The organism is Flavobacterium ichthyis (genome assembly GCF_009915155.1).
Classification (GTDB): Bacteria; Bacteroidota; Bacteroidia; order Flavobacteriales; family Flavobacteriaceae; genus Flavobacterium; species Flavobacterium ichthyis.
This window is the reverse complement of record NZ_JAABLM010000007.1, coordinates 51434-74253: the sequence shown is the minus strand read 5'-3', so window position 1 is coordinate 74253 and position 22820 is coordinate 51434. Positions and strand designations below refer to the sequence as shown.

15 protein-coding genes are annotated in these 22820 nt (G+C 36.5%); 12 read left to right on the top strand and 3 right to left on the bottom strand.

Annotated elements, in window-relative coordinates; translation table 11 throughout:
- From GV828_RS07090 to GV828_RS07080, 3 genes are all read left to right on the top strand, one after another.
- A complete protein-coding gene (locus tag GV828_RS07090) occupies nucleotides 1-2817 on the top strand; it encodes a TonB-dependent receptor (protein WP_166536789.1) in 2817 nt (938 codons plus the stop codon).
- A gap of 224 nt (nucleotides 2818-3041) precedes the next feature.
- Entirely contained in the window at nucleotides 3042-4553 is a 1512-nt protein-coding gene (gene atpD, locus GV828_RS07085; protein ID WP_166536788.1) for a F0F1 ATP synthase subunit beta, read from the top strand.
- A gap of 46 nt (nucleotides 4554-4599) precedes the next feature.
- A complete protein-coding gene (locus tag GV828_RS07080; RefSeq protein WP_166536787.1) occupies nucleotides 4600-4881 on the top strand; it encodes a F0F1 ATP synthase subunit epsilon in 282 nt (93 codons plus the stop codon).
- A 133-nt stretch (nucleotides 4882-5014) separates the two neighbouring features.
- Here the strand turns inward: GV828_RS07080 and GV828_RS07075 are convergent, their stop codons facing one another.
- Nucleotides 5015-5623, bottom strand: coding sequence for a superoxide dismutase (locus tag GV828_RS07075; RefSeq protein ID WP_166536786.1), 609 nt, complete (start codon nucleotides 5621-5623; stop codon nucleotides 5015-5017).
- A 275-nt stretch (nucleotides 5624-5898) separates the two neighbouring features.
- Between GV828_RS07075 and GV828_RS07070 the strand changes: the two genes are divergently transcribed.
- The 4 genes from GV828_RS07070 to GV828_RS07055 all read left to right on the top strand — a co-directional run bounded on the left by GV828_RS07070 (nucleotide 5899) and on the right by GV828_RS07055 (nucleotide 14716).
- Complete coding sequence (locus GV828_RS07070) at nucleotides 5899-9051, top strand: UvrD-helicase domain-containing protein (protein WP_166536785.1); 3153 nt, start codon at nucleotides 5899-5901, stop codon at nucleotides 9049-9051.
- A gap of 133 nt (nucleotides 9052-9184) precedes the next feature.
- Entirely contained in the window at nucleotides 9185-10381 is a 1197-nt protein-coding gene (gene kbl, locus GV828_RS07065; protein ID WP_166536784.1) for a glycine C-acetyltransferase, read from the top strand.
- A 107-nt stretch (nucleotides 10382-10488) separates the two neighbouring features.
- Nucleotides 10489-11898 (top strand): OmpA family protein, encoded by a 1410-nt coding sequence (locus GV828_RS07060; RefSeq protein ID WP_166536783.1) that lies wholly within the window; start codon nucleotides 10489-10491, stop codon nucleotides 11896-11898.
- Between the two features lie 64 nt (nucleotides 11899-11962).
- Complete coding sequence (locus GV828_RS07055) at nucleotides 11963-14716, top strand: PD-(D/E)XK nuclease family protein (RefSeq protein ID WP_166536782.1); 2754 nt, start codon at nucleotides 11963-11965, stop codon at nucleotides 14714-14716.
- Nucleotides 14717-14719: 3 nt separating this feature from the next.
- Here GV828_RS07055 and GV828_RS07050 read toward each other — a convergent pair whose 3' ends face one another.
- On the bottom strand, nucleotides 14720-15505 hold the full coding sequence (locus tag GV828_RS07050) for an alpha/beta fold hydrolase (RefSeq protein WP_166536781.1): 786 nt from the start codon (nucleotides 15503-15505) through the stop codon (nucleotides 14720-14722).
- 302 nt (nucleotides 15506-15807) lie between these two features.
- Nucleotides 15808-17100 (bottom strand): aminopeptidase P family protein, encoded by a 1293-nt coding sequence (locus GV828_RS07045; protein WP_166536780.1) that lies wholly within the window; start codon nucleotides 17098-17100, stop codon nucleotides 15808-15810.
- A gap of 129 nt (nucleotides 17101-17229) precedes the next feature.
- Between GV828_RS07045 and GV828_RS07040 the strand changes: the two genes are divergently transcribed.
- The 5 genes from GV828_RS07040 to GV828_RS07020 all read left to right on the top strand — a co-directional run bounded on the left by GV828_RS07040 (nucleotide 17230) and on the right by GV828_RS07020 (nucleotide 22777).
- The gene (locus GV828_RS07040) at nucleotides 17230-18081 is read left to right on the top strand and encodes a ChaN family lipoprotein (RefSeq protein WP_166536779.1); all 852 of its coding nucleotides are present in this window, start codon (nucleotides 17230-17232) and stop codon (nucleotides 18079-18081) included.
- A gap of 208 nt (nucleotides 18082-18289) precedes the next feature.
- A complete protein-coding gene (locus GV828_RS07035; RefSeq protein WP_166536778.1) occupies nucleotides 18290-19120 on the top strand; it encodes a succinate dehydrogenase cytochrome b subunit in 831 nt (276 codons plus the stop codon).
- A gap of 14 nt (nucleotides 19121-19134) precedes the next feature.
- Nucleotides 19135-21144, top strand: a complete 2010-nt coding sequence (locus GV828_RS07030) for a fumarate reductase/succinate dehydrogenase flavoprotein subunit (RefSeq protein ID WP_166536777.1) — start codon at nucleotides 19135-19137, stop codon at nucleotides 21142-21144.
- Between the two features lie 8 nt (nucleotides 21145-21152).
- On the top strand, nucleotides 21153-21914 hold the full coding sequence (locus GV828_RS07025) for a succinate dehydrogenase/fumarate reductase iron-sulfur subunit (protein WP_166536776.1): 762 nt from the start codon (nucleotides 21153-21155) through the stop codon (nucleotides 21912-21914).
- Nucleotides 21914-22777: a PKD domain-containing protein gene (locus tag GV828_RS07020; protein ID WP_166536775.1), complete on the top strand. Its 864-nt coding sequence runs from the start codon at nucleotides 21914-21916 to the stop codon at nucleotides 22775-22777. The genes GV828_RS07025 and GV828_RS07020 overlap by 1 nt, the downstream gene beginning before the upstream one ends.
- The last annotated feature ends 43 nt before the right edge of the window (nucleotides 22778-22820 follow it).

The window sequence follows — 22820 nt, the reverse complement described above, 5'->3', positions numbered from 1 at the left end:
ATGAAATCTTCTTTGATTATTTGGATGTTATTTCTGTGCTCATTCTCAGCATTGGCACAAAATAAAATTTCCGGTACCGTTACAGATGATAACGGATTACCCTTGCCGGCAGCCAACGTGACAATCGTAGGTGAAACCGTTGCAACTTCTACCGATATGGATGGAAAGTTTTCAATCGAAACATCTCAAAACCCACCAGTCACACTAAAAATATCTAGTGTTGGGTTTGCAGACCAAACCCTGGAAGTAACTGACTTGTCACAAGTTGTCACAGTCGCAATGTTTTCCCAAGATGTAAAACTTGACGAAATCGTTGTTTCGGCATCAAGAACCGCCGAGAGAGTGATGGAATCTCCTGTAACCATCGAAAGAATGGGGATTCAGGATGTGAAAAATACTACAGCTCCAACCTTTTATGACAACCTCGAAAATTTAAAAGAAGTCCATTTTAATACCAGTAGTTTATCATTTAAAACGGTAAATACTCGTGGATTTGCAGCAGTTGGAAACACTCGTTTTATGCAGCTTGTGGACGGAATGGATAATTCATCGCCAGCACTTAATTTCGTATTGGGTAACTTGATCGGGCTTTCTGAGTTAGATGTTCAAAGCGTGGAATTGCTTCCAGGAGCTTCTTCGGCTTTATATGGAGCCAATGCATTTAACGGAATTTTATTTATGAATTCTAAAAGTCCGTTTACACATCAAGGTTTGAGCGTATATGCGAAATATGGAAAAACAAATCAAAAATTAGCAGGAACTAACGATTATTGGGATATTGGGCTTCGTGGAGCTCACGCTTTTTCAGAAAAAGTAGCTGCAAAAGTAAATTTAAATATTTTAGGAGCTACAGAATGGTATGCAGGTGATACTCGTGATATGACAGGAACTGCGGCCGTGGACCACTCTGGAAATCCTAATTATGACGGATTAAATTATTATGGAGATGAGGTTACAACGAACATTCGTGGTGTTGGGACATCTTTGGCAAACTTAGGATTAATTCCTGCAGCTGCTGTAAATTTTCTTCCTAATATGAATGTAAGTCGTACTGGTTATCGTGAACAAGACATTACGGATAATAAAGTAGAAAGCGTAAAAGCTGACATGGCTTTACATATTCGTCCTATGGAAGATGATTTCGAAATTATTTTGCAAAGCAAATTAGGTTTCGGGAGTACCATTTACCAAGGTGCAAACCGTTACATGCTGAAAAATTTCTTGATGCAACAACATAAATTTGAAGTTAAAAACAGAAATTTCTTCGCCAGAATTTACGCCACAACTGAGGACGCTGGAGATTCGTACGACATGCGTTTTACCGGATGGAACATTAATCGTGCTTGGAAATCAGATTCGCAATGGTTTGGTGAATATGCAGGAGCATTTGTTCAAGCCACACTTGCCGGAGTTACTGATGAAGCACAAAAACATGCTATCGCAAGAGCTGCTGCTGATACAGGAAGATTCTTACCAGGAAGCGCTGATTATAAAAATGCTTTTAATAATGTAACAGCTAATCCGGATTTAACGCAAGGTTCAAAATTTACAGATAACTCTAAATTGTATCATGCCGATGCGAACTACAATTTTAAAGAATTAACTGATTGGGCTGAAATTCAAGTGGGAGGTTCATGGAGACAATATGTAATGAACTCTGATGGAAGTATTTTTACGGATTATGATGGTCCTATCAGATATAATGAATATGGAGCTTATACACAATTAACCAAACGTTTTCTTGCTGAAGAAAGATTGAAATTCACTGGATCCATTCGTTATGACAAAAGCCAAAATTTCGATGGAAACTTTTCTCCAAGAATATCATTTGTATATTCTGCAGGAGCAAGAAAAGAGCACAATTTCCGCGTGTCATACCAAACAGGTTTCAGAAACCCCACTACTCAAGATCAATACATTGGTTTAGATTTAGGGCCGTTTGCATTAATTGGTTCTGCACCAGATAACTTGACAAGATTTGTGGAAGACAGACCAGTTTCTATTGCAGGACAAGCTTTTACAGGTGGTGCTGAAACGGTAACTTTAGATGGTAGAAATGCTTACGGAAATGCTTATACCGTTCCTTCGGTTCAAGCGTTTGCAGCAACAGGAGATGTAACTCGACTTCAAGTAGCACAATCAGGACTGGTAGAGCCAGAAAAAGTACAAGCATTTGAATTAGGGTATCGTTCAGTAATCAATAACGATTTGACAATTGATATCAACGGTTATTATAATATTTACAATGATTTCTTGAGTACAGCAAGGGTAATTGCACCATATTACGGAACCGTTGGAACCGATTTTACAAATCCTCAAACTCAGGCTACTTTAGCGGCAATTCAAAACGGAGACACGCGTGTTTACCAAGTGTACACCAACTCAAATGTGGAAATTACCTCATTAGGTTTTGGAGTGGGATTGTCTAAAAAAATCTACAAAGAATTCGAACTAAGTGCAAGTTATAATTTTGCCGAATTTGATTTTGATCAAGAAAAAGATCCGGCATTTATTGCAGGGTTCAATACACCTAAACATCGTATTAAAGCTGGTTTAGGAAATCCTGAAATTTTCAAAAATTTCGGAGCGAACTTCAACGTTCGTTACAACAGCGAATATTTATGGCAATCATCCTTTGGAGACGGAATGATTCCTGAAAATGTAGTGTTCGATGCGCAAATTAGTTATTCAGTTCCTTCAATCAAATCGACCTTTAAATTCAGTGCTTCAAACCTTTTTGGAGACGATTATTTACAAGTAATTGGTTCTGGAATGATTGGTCAGCAATACCTTTTATCATGGACAATTAATCCATAAAAAATATCTTGTTTAACTCTAAAATGCCGCTTTTCAATTTCAGAATTGTGGCATTTTTTATTGGATAAAAATCAATTCCAAGGCATTAAAAACCTGCAGATTAGTTTTTTTATATTTTTTTCAATCAAATAGTATTAAATTTTCAATTTTAAAACTATCTTTGCGCTCTGAAAAAAGATGTGTTTTTCGGAAACCTAAATAGCTATTTAATAAATACATAAGTAATGTCAAAAGTAATAGGAAAAGTTGCTCAGATCATTGGTCCGGTTGTTGACGTAGAGTTTAACGGCAAGGATGTTGAACTTCCAAAAATTTATGATTCACTAGAAATCACTAAAAAAGACGGCACTAAATTGGTGCTTGAAGTACAATCACACGTAGGAGAAAACACCGTTAGAACCATTTCGATGGATTCAACTGACGGTTTAAGCAGAGGATATGAGGTTGTTGCTACAGGAAGCCCAATCCAAATGCCAGTTGGTCCAGACGTTTACGGACGTTTGTTCAACGTAATCGGAGATGCCATTGATGGTTTAGGAGATTTGCCAAAAACTGGCGAAAACGGATTGTCAATCCACCGTCAAGCTCCTAAATTTGAGGATCTTTCCACTTCTTCTGAAGTTTTATTCACCGGAATTAAAGTAATCGATTTGATTGAGCCTTACGCAAAAGGAGGAAAAATTGGTTTGTTTGGTGGAGCAGGAGTTGGTAAAACTGTACTAATTCAGGAGTTGATTAACAACATCGCAAAAGGTCACGGAGGTCTTTCGGTATTTGCAGGTGTTGGAGAAAGAACTCGTGAAGGAAACGACTTACTTCGTGAGATGCTAGAATCTGGAATTATCAAATACGGAGAAGAGTTCATGCACTCTATGGAAAATGGAGGTTGGGATCTTTCTAAAGTAGATAAAGCTGGAATGAGAGAATCAAAAGCTACTTTCGTTTTCGGACAAATGAATGAGCCACCTGGAGCTCGTGCTCGTGTAGCACTTTCAGGACTTTCTATTGCAGAATATTTCCGTGATGGAGCTGGTTCAGACCAAGGAAAAGACGTACTTTTCTTCGTGGATAACATCTTCCGTTTTACACAAGCAGGTTCTGAGGTATCAGCACTTCTTGGACGTATGCCTTCTGCGGTAGGTTACCAACCAACATTGGCTACAGAAATGGGTGCAATGCAAGAAAGAATTACATCAACAAACAAAGGATCAATTACTTCAGTTCAGGCGGTTTACGTTCCTGCGGATGACTTAACCGATCCAGCACCAGCAACAACATTTGCTCACTTAGATGCTACAACCGTATTATCTCGTAAAATTGCGGAGCTTGGTATTTATCCTGCAGTAGATCCATTAGATTCTACTTCGAGAATTTTAACGCCACACATTTTAGGTGACGAACATTACAACTGTGCTCAAAGAGTAAAAGAAATTCTTCAAAAATACAAACAATTGCAAGATATTATCGCAATCCTTGGTATGGAAGAACTTTCTGAAGAAGATAAATTAGCCGTTTCAAGAGCGCGTCGTGTACAACGTTTCTTGTCACAACCTTTCCACGTTGCAGAGCAATTTACAGGTATTCCGGGAGTTTTAGTAGATATTAAAGATACCATCAAAGGATTCAACATGATTATCGATGGAGAATTAGATCACCTTCCTGAAGCCGCTTTCAACCTAAAAGGAACTATTGAAGACGCTATCGAGGCTGGACAAAAAATGTTAGCTGAAGCTTAATATCTAATAGCTCGAAGCCACAAGCTGAAAGCCAAAAGCAAAAGAAATGTATTTAGAAATTATATCGCCCGAAGCAAAACTTTTTTCTGGAAATGTAACCTCAGTTACCGTTCCTGGAATCAATGGAGAATTTCAAATGCTAGACAATCACGCGCCAATTATTTCAATCCTTGCCAAAGGAGACATCAAAATTGACGCCAATAGCTTCGAATTTCCTAAAGAAGCCGAAGGACGTTTCTTTATTGGTGACGACAAAAAACAACATTTGTCTATCCAATCCGGAACATTAGAAATGAACAATAACAAAATCAACATTCTGGTAGAATAATAAATTTTGTAATAATAAATGAAAGCCTGATACTTTGTATTGGGCTTTTTTTTTGGCTTGAAATCGTAGAACATCAACCCACAAAAAAAGCGCCCATTCAGGCGCTTTTTTCATTTCTCAAAAAAAGAAAAATTTATTTTTCCGTAGCATACCGTCTTGCTACTTCTTCCCAATTAATCACATTGAAAAAAGCCTCAATATAATCCGGTCGTCTGTTCTGATAATTCAAGTAATACGCATGTTCCCAAACATCCATTCCTAAAATTGGAGTTCCGCCACAACCCACATCCGGCATCAAAGGATTGTCCTGATTTGGCGTTCCGCAAACCTCAAGTTTTCCGCCTTTGTGAACACAAAGCCAAGCCCAACCCGATCCAAATTGCGTAGCACCAGCCTTAGAAAATTTTGCCTTAAACTCCTCAAACGTGCCAAAATCACGCTCAATCGCATCCAGCAAATCTCCCTTCGGAAGTCCGCCACCATTCGGCGACATTACTTTCCAAAACAAATTATGGTTATAAAATCCGCCACCATTATTTCTAACAGCCGCATTTTTTTTGTCCAAATTAATCAAGATATTCTCAATCGTCAGCCCCGCAAGTTCAGTTCCTTCAACGGCTGCATTCAGGTTCGTAGTATAAGCATTATGATGTTTCGTATGATGGATTTCCATTGTTTTTGCATCAATGTGAGGCTCCAAAGCATCATAAGCATAAGGTAATTTAGGTAATTCAAATGCCATACGCTATCGTTTTAATGTTAAAAAATTTATCCAAATTTAATCAATTAACTTTGGAATCAAAAATACATTTTGTTATAATTGTATTAACGTAGCGACTATTTTTTTTAAGAAGCCAATCCCGCTTTCCGCTAAAATCCTTCGCACAAAAAATAAGTTTTCCAACTCGCGGCAGGAGCTTCTTTGGTCGCTCTGCCACATCGGGAAAACTATATTTTTTGTTGCTCAGGGATTTCCGCTACAATCGGGGCTAAACCCCGCTAACCAAGAAACCAACCATGCAAAAACAAGCTTTTTCAATATACGACGCATCCGCAGGAGCCGGAAAAACTTTTACCCTCGTAAAAGAATACCTCAAAATTTTGCTCACTTCACCCAAGCAAGATGCCTACCGAAACATTCTCGCCATCACCTTTACCAACAAAGCCGTTGGCGAAATGAAATCCCGTATTGTCAGTAATCTTTCCGAATTTTGTAAAGATTCCCCAAATATTAAAGCCCAACAACTCATCGATAAAATCGTAGAAGAAACTAACCTTAATCCGATAGAAATCAAGCAAAAAGCAAGGCAAATTATCAAAAATTTAATTCATAATTATGCTGCTTTCGACATTTCTACCATCGATAAATTCACCCACAAAGTAATTCGCGCATTCGCCCACGACCTTGGATTGCCACCACTTTTCGAAATTTCCCTCGAAACCGAAAATCTTTTAGCGGAAGCAGTAGATTCGCTCATTGCAAAGGCCGGAGAAGACCAATTGTTAACCAAACTCCTGGTAGATTTTACAATGGAAAAAACCGACAATGACAAAAGTTGGGATATTAGCTATGACATTTTTCAAACCGGAAAATTACTCCTCAACGAAGACGATCGTACCGAAATACAACAGTTTGAGAATTTTTCCCTTGAAAATTTTGGCGATATCAAAAATAAAATCAAACAAAATGTAGAACAACTTGAAGAAAAATGTGTTTTACAAGCCCAAAAGATATTACAAACCATTGCCGATAATAACATTAACGAAACTTCTTTTTTTGGAGAATTTTTTCCAAAACACTTACGTGCTATTGCCGAAAATAAATTTAATCCCAGAAACAAAACGTATCACGAACCGGAAGATATTAAAATCAAAAAAGCCGCACCAGACAAACCAATCATCGAAGCCCTCATTCCTGAAATGCTTCAGGAGGTTTCAGAAATTTATCAAACCAAAGCAAAAATTAACTTTTTCCAGGCATTTCTAAAAAATATCACGCCACTTTCGTTGCTCAATAAAGTCAGTCAAGAGCTAAATAGAATTCAAGATGAACAAAATATTCTATCCATTGCGGAGTTTAATTCCATCATTCACAGAGAAATTCAAAACCAGCCCGCTCCTTTTATTTACGAGCGTTTAGGTGAAAAATACCGACATTTTTTTATTGATGAATTTCAGGATACGTCAGAAATGCAATGGCAAAACTTGATTCCTTTAATCGGGAATGCTTTGGCAGGTCAAGATGAATACGGTAATCAAGGTTCGCTGATGATTGTGGGAGATCCCAAACAATCTATTTACCGCTGGCGTGGCGGAAAAGCCGAACAATTTATTGAATTGGCAAAAAACAACAGTCCGTTTCCACATCAGGAAACAAAACTAGAGCATTTGGCCATCAATTATCGCAGTTATTCGGAAGTAATTGAATTTAACAATCGTTTTTTTAAATTAATTTCAGAAAAATTTGAAAACGAAGATTACCGTAAACTTTATTTTGAAAACAGTCATCAGGAAACTAACAGTAAAAAAGGCGGTTACGTGAATATTTCTTTCATTAAAAATGTCGAAGAATCGGAAAGCGAAGAACAACCCGAAAAAAGCCAACTCTATTGCGAAGCCGTTTTAAAAACCATTAGAGAAGTGGAATCCAAAGGATTTACTTGGGCAGAAATTGCGATTTTAACTCGTAAAAAAAATGAAGGAATTGAACTCGCTAATTATCTCACGCAACACAATATTGACATCCTTTCGAGTGAAACTTTAATGATTGCCAATGCGACCGAGGTAATATTTGTAATTAATACTTTGCGATACCTTAACAACGTAAATAATCGCGAAGCAAAAGCCGGAATGTTGTTTTTTATCGGACAGTTTTTTACGGAAAATTTACCGCTTCACGATTTTATTGCCGCAGGAATGCAAACCAAATCCGAAACTGAATTTGAGCATTTTTTGCAACTATACGATTTTAAAATTTCGTTATCGGATGTAAAGAAAAAATCACTTTACGAAAGCGTGGAAACCATTATTTCGACTTTTGTAAAACAAAAAGCGGATAATGCTTATCTTCAATATTTCTTGGATATTGTTTTAGAACGCGATATGAAAAATAGTGCTGGAGCAATTGATTTTTTGAGTTATTGGGACAAAAACGGACAAAAATTCAGCATTCCATCGCCGGAAGGTAAAAATGCTGTTAAAATCATGACTATCCACAAATCAAAAGGCCTTGAATTTCCGGTAGTAATTTTTCCTTTTGCCGAGGATAATTATTCAAGAACCCATCGCGAAAAAATGTGGCTTGACAATCCCGAAGAATCTATTGAAATTCCTCGTGTTTTGCTCAACAAAAATCAAGAAGTTAAAAGTTTTGGCGATGCCGCTGCCGCGCTGTTTCATCAAAAAAACCAAGAAACTTTGCTAGACAATATTAATGTATTGTATGTGGCAATGACTCGTGCGGAAGAACAACTTTATATTATTTCTTCGAAAAATATTTCGAAAAAAGGCGAATTTCCGAGTAATAATATGTGTCGTTTTTTTATCGATTACATTCAATATTTTGAAGATGACCAAAATGTTGAAAAATTTGAATACCACATTGGAAATTCTGAGAAAATTTCGGAGCGAAAGAATGCTGTCGAAGCTTCAAAAAAAGTGCCTTACATCACACAATTATTACAACCCAAAGCTATAAAAATTGCCCAACGAGAAGCTTTAATGTGGGGTGGAAAACAACTTGAATCCATTGAATACGGGAATATTGTACATGAGATTTTGTCGTGGATTAAAACCGAAAACGACCTAGAAAAGGCGTTAGAAAAAGCAATCGAGAATGCCTTAATCACAGTCCATCAAGTGGAGCAAGTAAAAATAACTTTGCTAGCTGTAATACACCATCCAGAACTTCAGGAAGCATTTCTTGGCAACACAAAAATTTTGAATGAACAACTTATTATTGCACAAAATGCAAGTCCGATAAAGCCCGACAAAATGGTGATTCGCGATGATAAATCTGTTTTTTTAATTGATTACAAAACCGGAACGCATTTGCCAAAATATAAACAACAACTTGATAGCTATCAATATTTTATTGAAGAAATGGGTTTTGTGGTAGCGAAAAAATCACTCGTGTACATAGGAGAAGAAGTTAAAGTAGTAAATTTGTAGTTCGAGTGGAAAGTTCGGAGTGGAAAGTTCTGAATAAAAAGTCTTAAAATCAATTTTCTAAAAATCATAAATCATTTCTCCAAAATCATACTTCATAAATCATATATCATAAATTTAAAATCATAAATCAAAAATGTACGGAAAAATAAAAGAACATCTTCAGGCCGAATTACAGTCGATTGAAGATAACGGAATTTTTAAGAAAGAGCGCATTATTACTTCGCCACAAGGTGCTGAAATCACTATTTCTACTGGTGAAAAAGTACTAAATTTTTGTGCCAATAATTATTTAGGCTTGTCCTCTCATCCGGAGGTGGTTCAGGCGGCTAAAGATGCGTTAGATTCACATGGTTTCGGGATGTCATCGGTTCGTTTCATCTGTGGAACTCAAGATATTCACAAAGAATTGGAACAAAAAATTGCTAATTTTTACGGTACAGAAGATACTATTTTATATGCGGCAGCATTTGATGCAAATGGAGGCGTTTTTGAACCGCTTTTAGGCGAAAATGACGCTATTATTTCTGACTCTTTAAACCATGCATCTATTATTGATGGTGTTCGTTTATGCAAAGCAGCGAGGTACAGGTATGAAAACAGCAATATGGAAGATTTGGAAGCCCAACTAATTAAAGCCAATGAAGCTGGACATCGTTTTAAAATTATAGTTACTGACGGTGTTTTTTCTATGGATGGATTGGTCGCACCACTAGATAAAATTTGTGATTTAGCCGAAAAATATGATGCTTTAGTGATGGTAGACGAATGTCATGCAGCTGGATTTATAGGAGCAACAGGAAAAGGAACCCTCGAAGCTAAAAAAGTTATGGGTCGTGTAGATATTATTACTGGAACCCTAGGGAAGGCTTTGGGAGGAGCCATGGGAGGTTACACAACCGCTAAAAAAGAAATTATCGAAATTTTACGCCAAAAATCACGCCCATATTTATTTTCTAACTCATTAGCACCAGCTATTGTAGGAGCTTCAATAAAGGTTTTCGAACTTTTGGAAAAAGATACTTCGCTGCGTGACAAGTTAGAATGGAATACAGAGTATTTCAAAAAAGGAATGAAAGCTGCTGGATTTGAAATCATTGATGGTGACTCTGCAATTGTTCCAGTAATGTTATACGATGCAAAATTATCACAAATTATGGCAGATAAATTGTTAAAAAAAGGAATTTATGTTATAGGATTCTTTTATCCAGTTGTTCCAAAAGATAAAGCGAGAATAAGAGTACAGCTATCTGCAGCCCATGAAAAAGAACATTTAGATGCTGCTATTCAGGCATTTACAGAGATTGGTAAAGAATTAAACATAATTTTATAAGAATTATCACTAAAATTGAGTTAATTTTTTAACATAAATCTTTGTAATTATAGTTTAACATATTACTTTTGTCTTAATTAACGTATTGTAATCTAATAAAATTAAGTATGAAACATCTAAACAAAATTCTTACTGCTATGCTGTTAGCGGCTGGTTTGAACGCCACTGCACAGGATAGTGACAACCCATGGGCAATTTCCTTTGGTGCGAATGCAGTAGATACTAGATTTAGTGCTCCAAGTAAATTCGAAAATCAATTCGATGAATTTTTCAATGTGAAAGACAACTGGAACATTTTACCTTCTGTATCTTATTTAAACGTATCTAGACATTTAGGTTCTGGATTTTCAGTTGGATTAACAGGGTCGGTTAATAAAATCGATAAATTTGTTAACGACAGAACACCAGGAACTTTAAACACTTACGAAGTAACAAATCCTGGAGATTTGACTTATTATGGAATCGATGGTATGATTAAATACGGATTCGGTGAAATGATCGGTTCTAAATGGTTCGACCCATCTATTCACGTAGGTGGAGGTTATACCTTTATGGGAGATGCAAGTGCTGGAACTGTTAATGGAGGTCTTGGATTGACTTTTTGGTTTACAGAAACTGTAGGTCTTTCATTACAATCTACTTACAAACATTCTTTCGACGAAACAAGAACTCCAGATGTTGATGTGGCTTCACACTTGCAACACTTTGCTGGTCTTACTTTCAAATTTGGAGGAAAAGATACTGATGGTGACGGAATCTACGACAAAGATGACGCTTGTCCAGATGTTGCTGGTTTAAAACAATTCCAAGGTTGTCCTGATACTGACGGAGATGGAATTCCAGACAAAGACGACGCTTGTCCTGAAGTGGCTGGTTTAGCTGCTTTCCAAGGTTGCCCTGATACTGATGGAGACGGAATCCCTGATAAAGACGACGCTTGTCCAAACGAAGCAGGAACTGCTGCAATGAACGGATGTCCTGACAGAGATGGTGACGGTGTTGCTGACAATGTTGACAAATGTCCTGATACAAAAGGTCCTAAAGAAAACGGTGGTTGTCCTTGGCCAGACAGAGATGGTGACGGAGTTTACGACAAAGACGATAAATGTCCAGACGTAAAAGGAACTGTTGCTAACAACGGATGTCCAGAAATCACTGAAGAAAGAATTAGCCAATTGAACGCTTACGCTAAAACAATCTTGTTCAATAGTGGTAAATCTACTTTCAAACCAGAAACTTTACCAGTTTTAGAAGCAATGAAAGCAATTCTTCTTGAGTACCCAACTTCAAGATTCTCAATTGAAGGACACACTGATAGCGATGGTTCTAACGCATTGAACCAAACTCTTTCTGAAAACAGAGCTGCTGCAGTGAAAAACTTCTTAATTGAAAACGGAGTAGATTCTTCAAGATTAAGATCAACAGGTTTCGGTGAAACTAAACCAATTGATACTAACAAAACTGCTAAAGGAAAAGCTAACAACCGTCGTGTTGAAGTAAAATTGATCAAAGATTAATTACCTTTAAAATATTTTTTAAGAACGCCTCGATTTTATCGGGGCGTTTTTTTATTTTTATCCCATGGCAAATAATACTTTTCTTCAAAAAACTGCAGCTTTTATCCTCGATAATTATAGTGAGAAAATCACCGAAACACTTATCATTCTTCCCAATAAAAGAGCAAAAGTTTTTCTAATTGATGCTTTAAGGCAAAATGCATCCAAAACCATCTTCGCCCCGCAAATTATCAGTATTGAAGAATTTGTCCAAGATATCGCACAAATTCGAGCCATAGATCCGGTAGAATTAATGTTTGAATTTTATGAAACTTACCTAGAAATTACCCCAAAAGGTAAGCAACAACCTTTTGAACTTTTTTCCAATTGGGGCAAAACTTTAGTCCAAGATTTCAATGAAATTGACCGGTATCTACTCGATCCAAACAAAGTTTTACGTTATCTAAAAGACATCGAAGACATTAAACATTGGTCTTTAGATCCCGAACAAAGAACCCCTATGGTTGAAAATTACTTGCGATTCTGGGATGTATTACCGCAATATTATCAAAATCTCTACCAACGTTTACTCAAGAAAAAAACGGCTTATCAAGGAATCATTTACCGCGAAGCCGTTGCCGGAATTTCACAATTTGTCGCTTCGCAAAAAAATACTCATTACCTTTTTGCAGGTTTTAATGCATTAAACGCTGCCGAAGAAAAAATTGTTCAATTTTTATTAGAAAACGCAAATGCAAAAGTAATTTGGGATGCCGATAAAACTTTTTTAGAAGATCCGTTTCACGACGCTGGATTATTCCTGAGAAGATTTAAACGCGACTGGAAATTTTACCGTTCACAGGCATTCACTTGGATTTCGGACGATTTCAGTCAACCAAAAAAAATCTCTGTAATAGGAACACCTAAAACCATTGGACAAGCCAAAATTGCCGGTGAAATTGTCCAACAAATTATCGAAAACAATCCGGAACAACTCAATAAAACCGCCATTGTTTTAGGTGACGAAAATTTATTAGTTCCATTACTTTATTCGCTTCCGGAAAATGTTGAATTCCTCAATATCACAATGGGTTATTCCGGTAAAAATAATCCAGCTCAATTGCTTATTTCGAAGTTGTTTAAAATGCACACTAACGCCATCAATCGCGGTGGGAATTATGTGTTTTATTACAAAGAGATTCTTGATGTTTTGACAAATCCATTGGTAGAACCCTTTGCAAAAGCTGGCGAAGTGGTCAATATTATCAAAGAAAATAATTTTACTTTCATTACCCAAGAAAAAGTAAAAAGTTTACAATTGATAAACAATCCTATTTTCGAGCTAATTGTCACAAAATGGGATCAACCACAAGAAACGCTTCGACTTTTATCCGAACTTTTAATTGCCATAAAGGAAAACCTTGGAATTAATTCTGATCAAGACAAACTTTCGCGAACCTTTGTTTATGCCATTTTTAAAGTAATTATTCGTTTGCAAAATTACCTCAAAGACAACCAACACATTGACTCGATTGAAGGATTGCACGGAATTTACAAGCAAATTGTGGATTTAGCCGAAGTATCTTTTGAAGGAGAACCACTTAACGGATTGCAAATTATGGGCGTTTTGGAAAGTCGCGTGCTCGATTTTGAAAACGTAATTATTACCTCCACTAACGAAGGAAAATTTCCAGCCGGGAAATCGCAAAATTCATTTATCCCTTTTGATGTAAAAGCGGAATTAGGTTTGCCAACTTTTAAACAAAAAGACGCGATTTACACGTACCATTTTTACCATTTGTTGCAAAGAGCGAAAAATGTATATTTGCTTTACAATACCGAAAATGAAGGTCTTGATGGTGGCGAAAAATCTCGTTTCATTACCCAATTAGAAGTGGAAAAAATGCCAAATCACGAACTTTCTCACGAAATTTACGCTGCAAAGGTTCCCGATAAAGCTTATGAACCTTGGCTTGTTCCTAAATCTGAAAATGTAATGAAAAGATTAGCCGAACTCGCCAATTCCGGATTTTCTCCTTCATCCATAACATCTTACATTCGAAATCCGATTCAGTTTTACACACAGCAAATTTTGCGCATTCGCGAAGCAGAAGAAGTAGAGGAAAATATTGCTGTCAACACACTTGGAACTATTATTCACGGAACTTTGGAAGAACTGTACAAACCATTTCTTGACCAATTTATTTCGGTAGAAAATATTAAAAATTGTCTTGCAAAAATTGATGAAGAAGTTTTACGCCAATTCAAAAAAGTCTATAAAGAAGGCGAAATTAAAAAAGGCAAAAACCTGCTTGCTTATGAAGTGGCGAAACGCAATGTTTTCAATTTTTTAAAACTTGAAATTGAATTGTTAGAACAAGGCGATGCTGTAAAGATTTTGGCTTTGGAACAAAATTTTGAACGAATTTTAACCCATCCAAAATTACCATTTCCCGTAAAAATCAAAGGAAACGTGGACAGAATTGAACAACGAAACGGTAAAATCCGAATTATAGACTACAAAACCGGTAAAGTTGAACAAAAAAATGTGGTTTTGGATACTTGGGAAAATCTTACTGACGATATCAAAACGGAAAAAATCATTCAGGTTTTGGCGTACGCATTTTTGTACGAACCATTTTTGAACGGCCAAGATTTAGAAGTAGGAATTATTTCTTTTAAAAACCTGAAAGCCGGATTTTTGCCATTCATTTTTAAAGAAGAAAAATTAGAAACCGAATTGATTAATTCCGAAATTTCCAACAATTATATCGAAGAGTTGGTGAAGTTGCTGCAAGAAATTTTTAATCCCGAAATTCCTTTCGAAGAAAAATTGTAAATTTTATTTTATCGATTTTAAAAACAAAGTCATTTCTTTGAGTAATTCTTCTCGGTTTTCAATGTGGCTCATGTGTCCGTCGGGAAACGAAACTAATTTTACGGCAGTATTTTCAATTTGGTCAAGATTATCTTCATAATTCAAAACCGGATCATTTTTACCTAAAACTAACAACATCGGGTAAGGTGCAAAATGTAAAATCACCTCTCGATCATTCCTGATTTTCATTCCTTCAAGCGAGGCAACAATTCCTTGAACGGGTGTTTTTAAAGCTTCAACTTTTACATCTTCAATCTCCTCTGCTAATTTTTCACGGTTATTTTCGCTAAAAAGATTGGCGATGGAAAGTCTTACGAAATTCGTGTAATTCTGTTTTACAGCTTTAATCGCACGGTCACGATTTTCCTTTTTTTCGTCAGAATCTGCTCGAGAAGTCGAGTTAATTAATGCCAAGCCTTTTACGTTTTCAGGATACAATTCGGCGAAAGCCAAAGCCACATAACCTCCCATGGAATGTCCCGCAAAAATTGCTTTCCTTATTTTCAATTCACTCAAAATCGCCTGAACCATATCAGCATTATCTTCCATCGTATGTACGTATCCAAGCGAATCCGTTTCGCCATGACCCAAAAGATCAACAGCAATTACCCGAAATTTTTTCGAAAACGCTGCCACCATAAAATCCCACATTTTTTTATTTTCTAAAAAACCGTGAAGCAGCACCAAAGCCGTTCCTTTTCCGGAATCTGTAAACGAAATTTTAGTGTTTTTAAAAACGAAATTTTTCAAGACAGTCAATTTTAGTTACAACAAAAATATAATTTTTCACATGAAATCCATTCGGAATTTTTATCCAGCTTTCGAATTTGGACACGAGCCATTTGCGATCAGGCAAAGCAATTTTTGTATTGGAATTATAAAAAAAAACGGCTCACTTTCGTAAACCGTTAAAGTATTTTTATTTTGGGCGTGCCACCACAAAAAGCCTGCCGGCGTTTTTGTGCTGTCGGGCTTTCCGCTACAATCTTTTGTTTTTTAGAAGAAAAAAAACAAAAGGATTTCCGCTGCAATCCCTCACGCAAATCCTGCTGTTAAGAATTCATCAAATCCTCAATTTCTTCCGCTTCGAGAGGAATGTTTTTCATCAGGTTCAATGGATTGCCGCTTTTTTGAATTACATAATCATCTTCTAAACGAATCCCAAAACCTTCTGCGGGAATGTAAAATCCAGGTTCGTTAGTAAAAACCATCCCTTCTACAAATTTATCCGTTAAAATTCCGTAATCGTGCGTGTCAAGTCCCATGTGATGAGAGGTTCCATGCATCATAAATTTTTTGTAAGCAGGCCATTCCGGATTTTGATTTTGCACATCTGCTTTGTCAATCAGTTTCAAATCGAGCAATTCTTTGGTATAAATTTCACCCATTTGCTTGTGATAGGTATGCCAATCGTTTCCGGCAACTAACAAGTTTTCTGCTTCTTTTTTGCATCGCAAAACCGAATTATAAACCTCTTTTTGCCTTGCCGTATATTTTCCATTTACCGGAATGCTTCGCGATAAATCTGATGAATAATTAGCATATTCTGCCGCAACGTCAAACAAAATTAATTCACCATCCTTACATTGTTGATTATTTTCGATGTAATGTAAAACATTGGCGTTTTTTCCGCTTGCGATAATTGGCGTATAAGCAAATCCTTTAGAACGGTTGCGCAAAAATTCATGTGCAAATTCGGCTTCAATTTCATATTCCCAAACGCCAGGTTTTACAAAATTTAAAATTCTGCGGAAACCTTTTTCAGTAATATCACAAGCCTGCTGAATCAAAGCAATTTCTTCGGGTTCTTTAATGGAACGAAGTCTTTGCAATATGGTGTTGGACTTTTCCACTTTGTGAGCTGGATAATTTTCTTTCCACCATTTTACAAAACGAGCTTCGCGGGTTTCTGTATCAACCGAAGCACGATAATGTTCGTTAGTATTAATGTACATCGTATCTGAATACGACATTAATTCTTTCAAAATTTTATGGAAATCTTGTAGCCAAAAAACAGTTTTCACTCCAGAAACTTCAAAAGCTCTTTCTTTGGTTAATTTTTCGCCTTCCCAAATGGCAATATGTTCGTTCGTTTCACGCAAAAACAAAATTTCTTTGTATTTTTCTAAATGCGCATCCGGAAAAAGTACTAAAATACTTTCTTCTTGATCCACTCCAGAAAGGTAGAAAATGTCGCGATGTTGTGCGAACGGCAAAGTAGAATCGGCAGAAACCGGATAAATATCGTTACTATTAAACACGGCAACGCTGTTAGGCTTCATCTCGGCAGTAAATTTTTTTCTGTTTTTGATAAAAAGGTTGCGGTCTATTTGATGGTATTTCATAAAAGTTAGCTTGTATTATTTTTTCAAAGTTAATGATTTGATGGTAAAATATCTCAAAAATGTACAGGTTTATAATTTTTTGTTGGCTGATAAATGATTAATTTTAGCCACTCAATTAATACTGTTCAGATGAAAATTTCCATACTATTTTTTACGCTTTTTTTCGGGTTGACCACATTAGGTCAAGACAAACTTCCGTACCAAATTTTTGATAAAAAAGGCAAAAAAACTTCGTATAAAAAAATGTTGAACGCTGCTGAAAATGCTGAAGTGGTTTTATTTGGAGAACATCACGATAATTCTATAATTCATTGGCTTCAATTAGAATTTACAAAAGATTTGTTTGCTAAAAAACAATTGGTTTTAGGAGCTGAAATGATTGAAGCCGATAATCAAAAACAATTGAATCAATATTTGGCAGGAGAAATCAACCAAAAAGCCTTTGATACTTTGGCAAGACTTTGGAACAATCACAAAACAGATTATAAGCCCTTGGTTGATTTTGCAAAAGAAAAAAAATTAAAATTTGTGGCTTCGAATATTCCACGAAGGTATGCAAGTTTAGTGTATAAAAAAGATTTTCCAGTGTTAGAAACTTTATCGGCAGAAGAAAAATCATGGATGGCTCCTTTACCCATTAAGTACGACAAAAAACTCCCCGGTTATGTAAACATGATGAAAATGATGGGTGATCATGCCAGCGAAACCATGCCAAAAGCACAAGCTATCAAAGATGCTACAATGGGGTTTTTTATTTTGCAAAATTTACAACCTAACAGCGTTTTTGTACATTATAACGGGACGTATCACAGTGATAATTTTGAAGGAATTAATTGGTACTTGAAACAAGATAAGCCAAATCTAAAAATCATGACCATTGCCACGGTTTCGCAAAAAGACATTGCTACAATTGAAAAAGACAACGTAAATTTGGCGGATTTTATCATTGTAGTTGATGAAGACGTAACCAAAACATACTAATGAAAACTACTTTTTTATTTTTTTGCTAAAATTTTCGATTAAAAAAGGTACAAAAGAATAGTAATTAATTAAGGAATAATGAAGATTCATTTTCTTTAGTAATCTTTAACACTTTATACTCATTATAAATAAACCGAAAAGGTTGTAGTTAATCTCAATATGCCTTATTTTTGTTTGATTTTTTAAAAAAAACACACAAACGAAACTTATGGCAAAGTCTGCACTCTTAAAGTCATCAATTGCAAAAAAATATTGGATGGCTCTAACAGGTTTATTTTTATGCTTATTTTTAGTAGGGCATTTAGTTGGAAACCTGCAGCTCATTTATGGAACTCCGCTACAATTTAATTCGTATGCGCTTTTCATGACTACCAATCCTATGGTTAAGGTGTTATCTTATGTAACTTACCTTTCAATTATTTTCCATGCTATCGATGGAATTATGTTAACTGTTCAAAACAGAAAAGCAAGACCCATTAGGTATGCGAAAGAAAATTCGTCAGCTAATTCTGGGTTTGCATCTAGAAACATGGCGGTTTTAGGAACTTTAATTTTGATTTTCATAGTAACTCACATGGTAAACTTTTGGGCAAAAATGCATTTTGACGAAAATATGCCTTTGCAAACGGTTGAGGTGCCAACCCAAATGGGAAATCAAGTATTGTACGTGAAGACGGATGGAAGTTACATTCCCACTCAAGACCTTGAAAGTGGAAATATTATCATTAAGAATAGAACAGAATTTTTTGCCAAAGAAGCAGATTTGAAAATTGGTGAAGGTTATAAAGATTTACACAAAATTACTTTTGCATTTTTTAAAGACGCAAAATTTGGCTTAATTGCTACCATTCTCTATGTGATTTCAATGGTAGTGTTAGCTTTTCACTTGTGGCACGGATTTGCGAGTGCATTTCAATCTTTAGGATTGAATAACCCTAAATACAACCAATTTATCAAAGGATTTGGAAAAGTATTTTCTATAATCGTTCCGTTTTTGTTTGCGATTATTCCTGTTTATATTCACTTTTTAGCTAAATAACACACAAACAAGATATGAGTTTAGATTCGAAAATTCCAGAAGGACCTCTGGCCGAAAAATGGACCAATCATAAAAATCACCTTAAGCTTGTGGCACCTAACAACCGCCCAAAAATTGATGTGATTGTAGTAGGAACTGGTTTGGCTGGAGCATCAGCAGCAGCCTCTCTAGGAGAAATGGGATATAATGTAAAAGCATTTTGTTTTCAAGATTCGCCAAGAAGAGCTCACTCTATTGCAGCACAAGGAGGTATCAACGCGGCAAAAAATTATCAAAATGACGGCGATAGTATATACCGATTGTTTTACGATACAATTAAAGGAGGAGATTACCGTGCCAGGGAAGCAAATGTTTACCGTTTAGCCGAAGTTTCTGGAAATATTATTGACCAATGTGTGGCGCAAGGCGTTCCTTTTGCAAGAGATTATGGTGGATTATTGGACAACCGTTCATTTGGAGGAACCCAAGTACAGCGAACTTTTTATGCAGCCGGTCAAACAGGGCAACAATTATTACTTGGAGCTTATTCAGCACTTTCAAGACAAATCGGTCTTGGAAGAGTGAAGCAGTACAACCGCCACGAAATGTTAGATTTAGTAAAAGTTGATGGCAAAGCACGAGGAATTATCGCTAGAAACCTATTAACAGGAGAAATCGAAAGACATTCGGCTCATGCTGTAATCATCGCTTCGGGAGGTTACGGAAACGTTTATTTCCTATCCACAAACGCAATGGGAAGTAATGTTACTGCTGCCTGGAAAATCCACAAACAAGGCGCTTATTTTGCTAACCCTTGTTATGTGCAAATTCATCCAACTTGTATTCCCGTTCATGGAACCAATCAGTCAAAATTGACTTTAATGTCGGAATCGTTAAGAAATTCTGGTAGAATTTGGGTTCCAAAGAAAAAAGAAGATGCAGAGGCAATTCGTGCAGGAAAACTGAAACCAACGCAAATCGCCGAAGAAGATAGAGATTATTATTTAGAAAGAAGATATCCAGCGTTTGGAAATTTAGTGCCACGTGACGTAGCTTCAAGAGCAGCCAAAGAACGTTGCGATGCCGGTTTTGGTATTGAAGCCAATGATACAAATGAAGGAGTTTACTTAGATTTTGCTTCAGAGATTGAAAGCAAAGGAAAACAAGCCGCTTATGCCGCCGGAAACCATAATCCTTCACCTGAAGAAGTGACACGTTTGGGTAAAAAATGGTTGGAAGAAAAATACGGTAACTTGTTTACCATGTACCAAAAAATAACCGACGAAAATCCATACGAAACCCCAATGAAAATTTATCCTGCGGTACATTATACCATGGGTGGCGTATGGGTAGATTATAACTTACAATCTACCATTCCAGGATGTTTCGTGGCGGGAGAAGCTAATTTCTCGGATCACGGAGCAAACAGGTTAGGAGCTTCGGCATTAATGCAAGGACTAGCTGATGGATACTTCGTATTACCTTACACGGTTTCCAATTATTTAGCCGAAGAAATTCGTACGGGAAACATTTCAACAGATTCACCAGAATTTACCGAGGCAGAAAATAGAGTGAAAGAACAAATCAACTTCTTCCTAAACAACAAAGGTTCGAAATCAGTTGACTATTTTCATAAAGCATTAGGTAAAATAATGTGGAACAAAGTAGGAATGGGAAGAAACGAACAAGGATTGAAAGATGCTATTAGCGAAATAGATGCTCTTAGAAAAGAATTTTACAAAGAAGTTTACGTTCCTGGAAGCGCTAACGAACTAAATCCCGAACTAGAAAAAGCACTTCGCGTTGCCGACTTTTTAGAATTAGGACAATTAATGGCGATGGATGGTTTACAACGTAAAGAATCTGCAGGGGGACATTTCAGAGAAGAATACCAAGATGCAGAAGGAGAAACACTTCGTGATGATGAAAATTTCAAATTTGTGGGAGCTTGGGAATATAAAGGAGCAGACATTAATCAGGAAATCCTTCACAAAGAAGAACTGAATTATGAATTTATTAAAATTGCAGCTCGTAACTATAAATAATAAACAGTATGGCTACCTCTAAAAATATAAATATCAACCTCAAAATTTGGCGTCAAAAAAATGCCAAAGAAAAAGGAAAAATCGAGTCATATAAGCTCGATAACGTTTCCACAGACAGCTCGTTTTTGGAAATGTTAGACCAGTTAAATGAACAGCTAGTTTCACAAAAACAAGAACCAGTTGCTTTCGACCACGATTGCCGCGAAGGAATCTGCGGAATGTGTTCTTTGTTCATTAATGGACGAGCTCACGGACCAGATACAGGAATCACAACCTGCCAATTACACATGCGTATGTTTAAAAACAACGATACCATTTATGTGGAACCGTGGAGAAGTAAAGCATTTCCAGTAATCAAAGATTTAGTTGTCGATCGTTCATCCTTTGACAGAATCCAGCAAGCAGGAGGTTTCGTTTCTGTAAATACCTCAGGAAATACGATTGACGCGAACGCTACCCCAATCCCAAAATATGACGCTGATCGTGCTTTTGAAGCAGCAGCTTGCATCGGTTGTGGTGCTTGCGTGGCAACTTGTAAAAATGGTTCAGCCATGTTATTTGTAGGAGCCAAAGTTTCTCAATACGCATTATTGCCACAAGGAAAAGTAGAAGCTACCCAACGTGTATTGAATATGGTTCGCCAAATGGATGAAGAAGGATTCGGAAACTGTACCAATACTGGAGCTTGTGAAGTGGAATGTCCAAAAGGAATTTCTCTCGAAAATATCGCACGAATGAATAGAGAATACTTAGCAGCAAGTTTAAAATAATGAAAGCTATCAATAAGTTATTTTTGTCATTAATAGCAATTTGCTTAATGGCATGCTCTGGTGGAGATGAACCAGGGAATACTAATCCCGAGCCAGAAAATCAAGTAGTAATCAACGTTGATCAACTACAGTTTCCCATACAAAAAAACGTGAGTTTCAGCGTTTCTACCAATAACGTGAATGTAGCGAATATCAATTGGTTTTTTGGAGACGGAACAAGCTATTATGGAAATTCTGGAGCACAATTTGTTTATCATTCCTATGAAAATCCAGGTCCTTATACTGTCAAAGTAGAGGTAGTCGATCAACAAGGAAACACCTATACCAAAACCCGTACAGTTACCGCAGTTAACACTAACCTTGTTAAAATAAACAAGATTAACGTACAAAGTTTACCTAGAAAATACAACTGCCGTCGCTTTGTAGTAACAGGAATATCTGGCTACTGGACAAATTTTGTAGGCGATTGGGACGAAAGCGAAAGCTTCGGGACTAATGCTATTGATAAAAAAGCAGATTTATACCTTAACCTAAGCCGAAATCAAGAAATTTCACTTCCCGAATCTGCAACCGAAATACAAAGTTCTTACAATAAATTTTTGAAAAGAACCGGATTTGAGCTTAACGAACAAGTCCGTATTTTTGACGTAGCAGCTGATAATATTATACTCAGTTTATCGGCAATTAACCACTTTGAAATTGAAGTAATGGATTACGACACCACTTATTCTCTCGTAGAAAATGGTACTCCGGACGAATTAATTTCCAGCATTTCCCTTTACCCAGAAATGTTTCAAGGTAATTCCATTCAATATACCGAAGGAGATTTACAAGTTACCATAGAATTCGAACGAATCAATTAAAAATAAAGCCTGCTCTTCAAAAAGCAGGTTTTTTTTTGGGAGC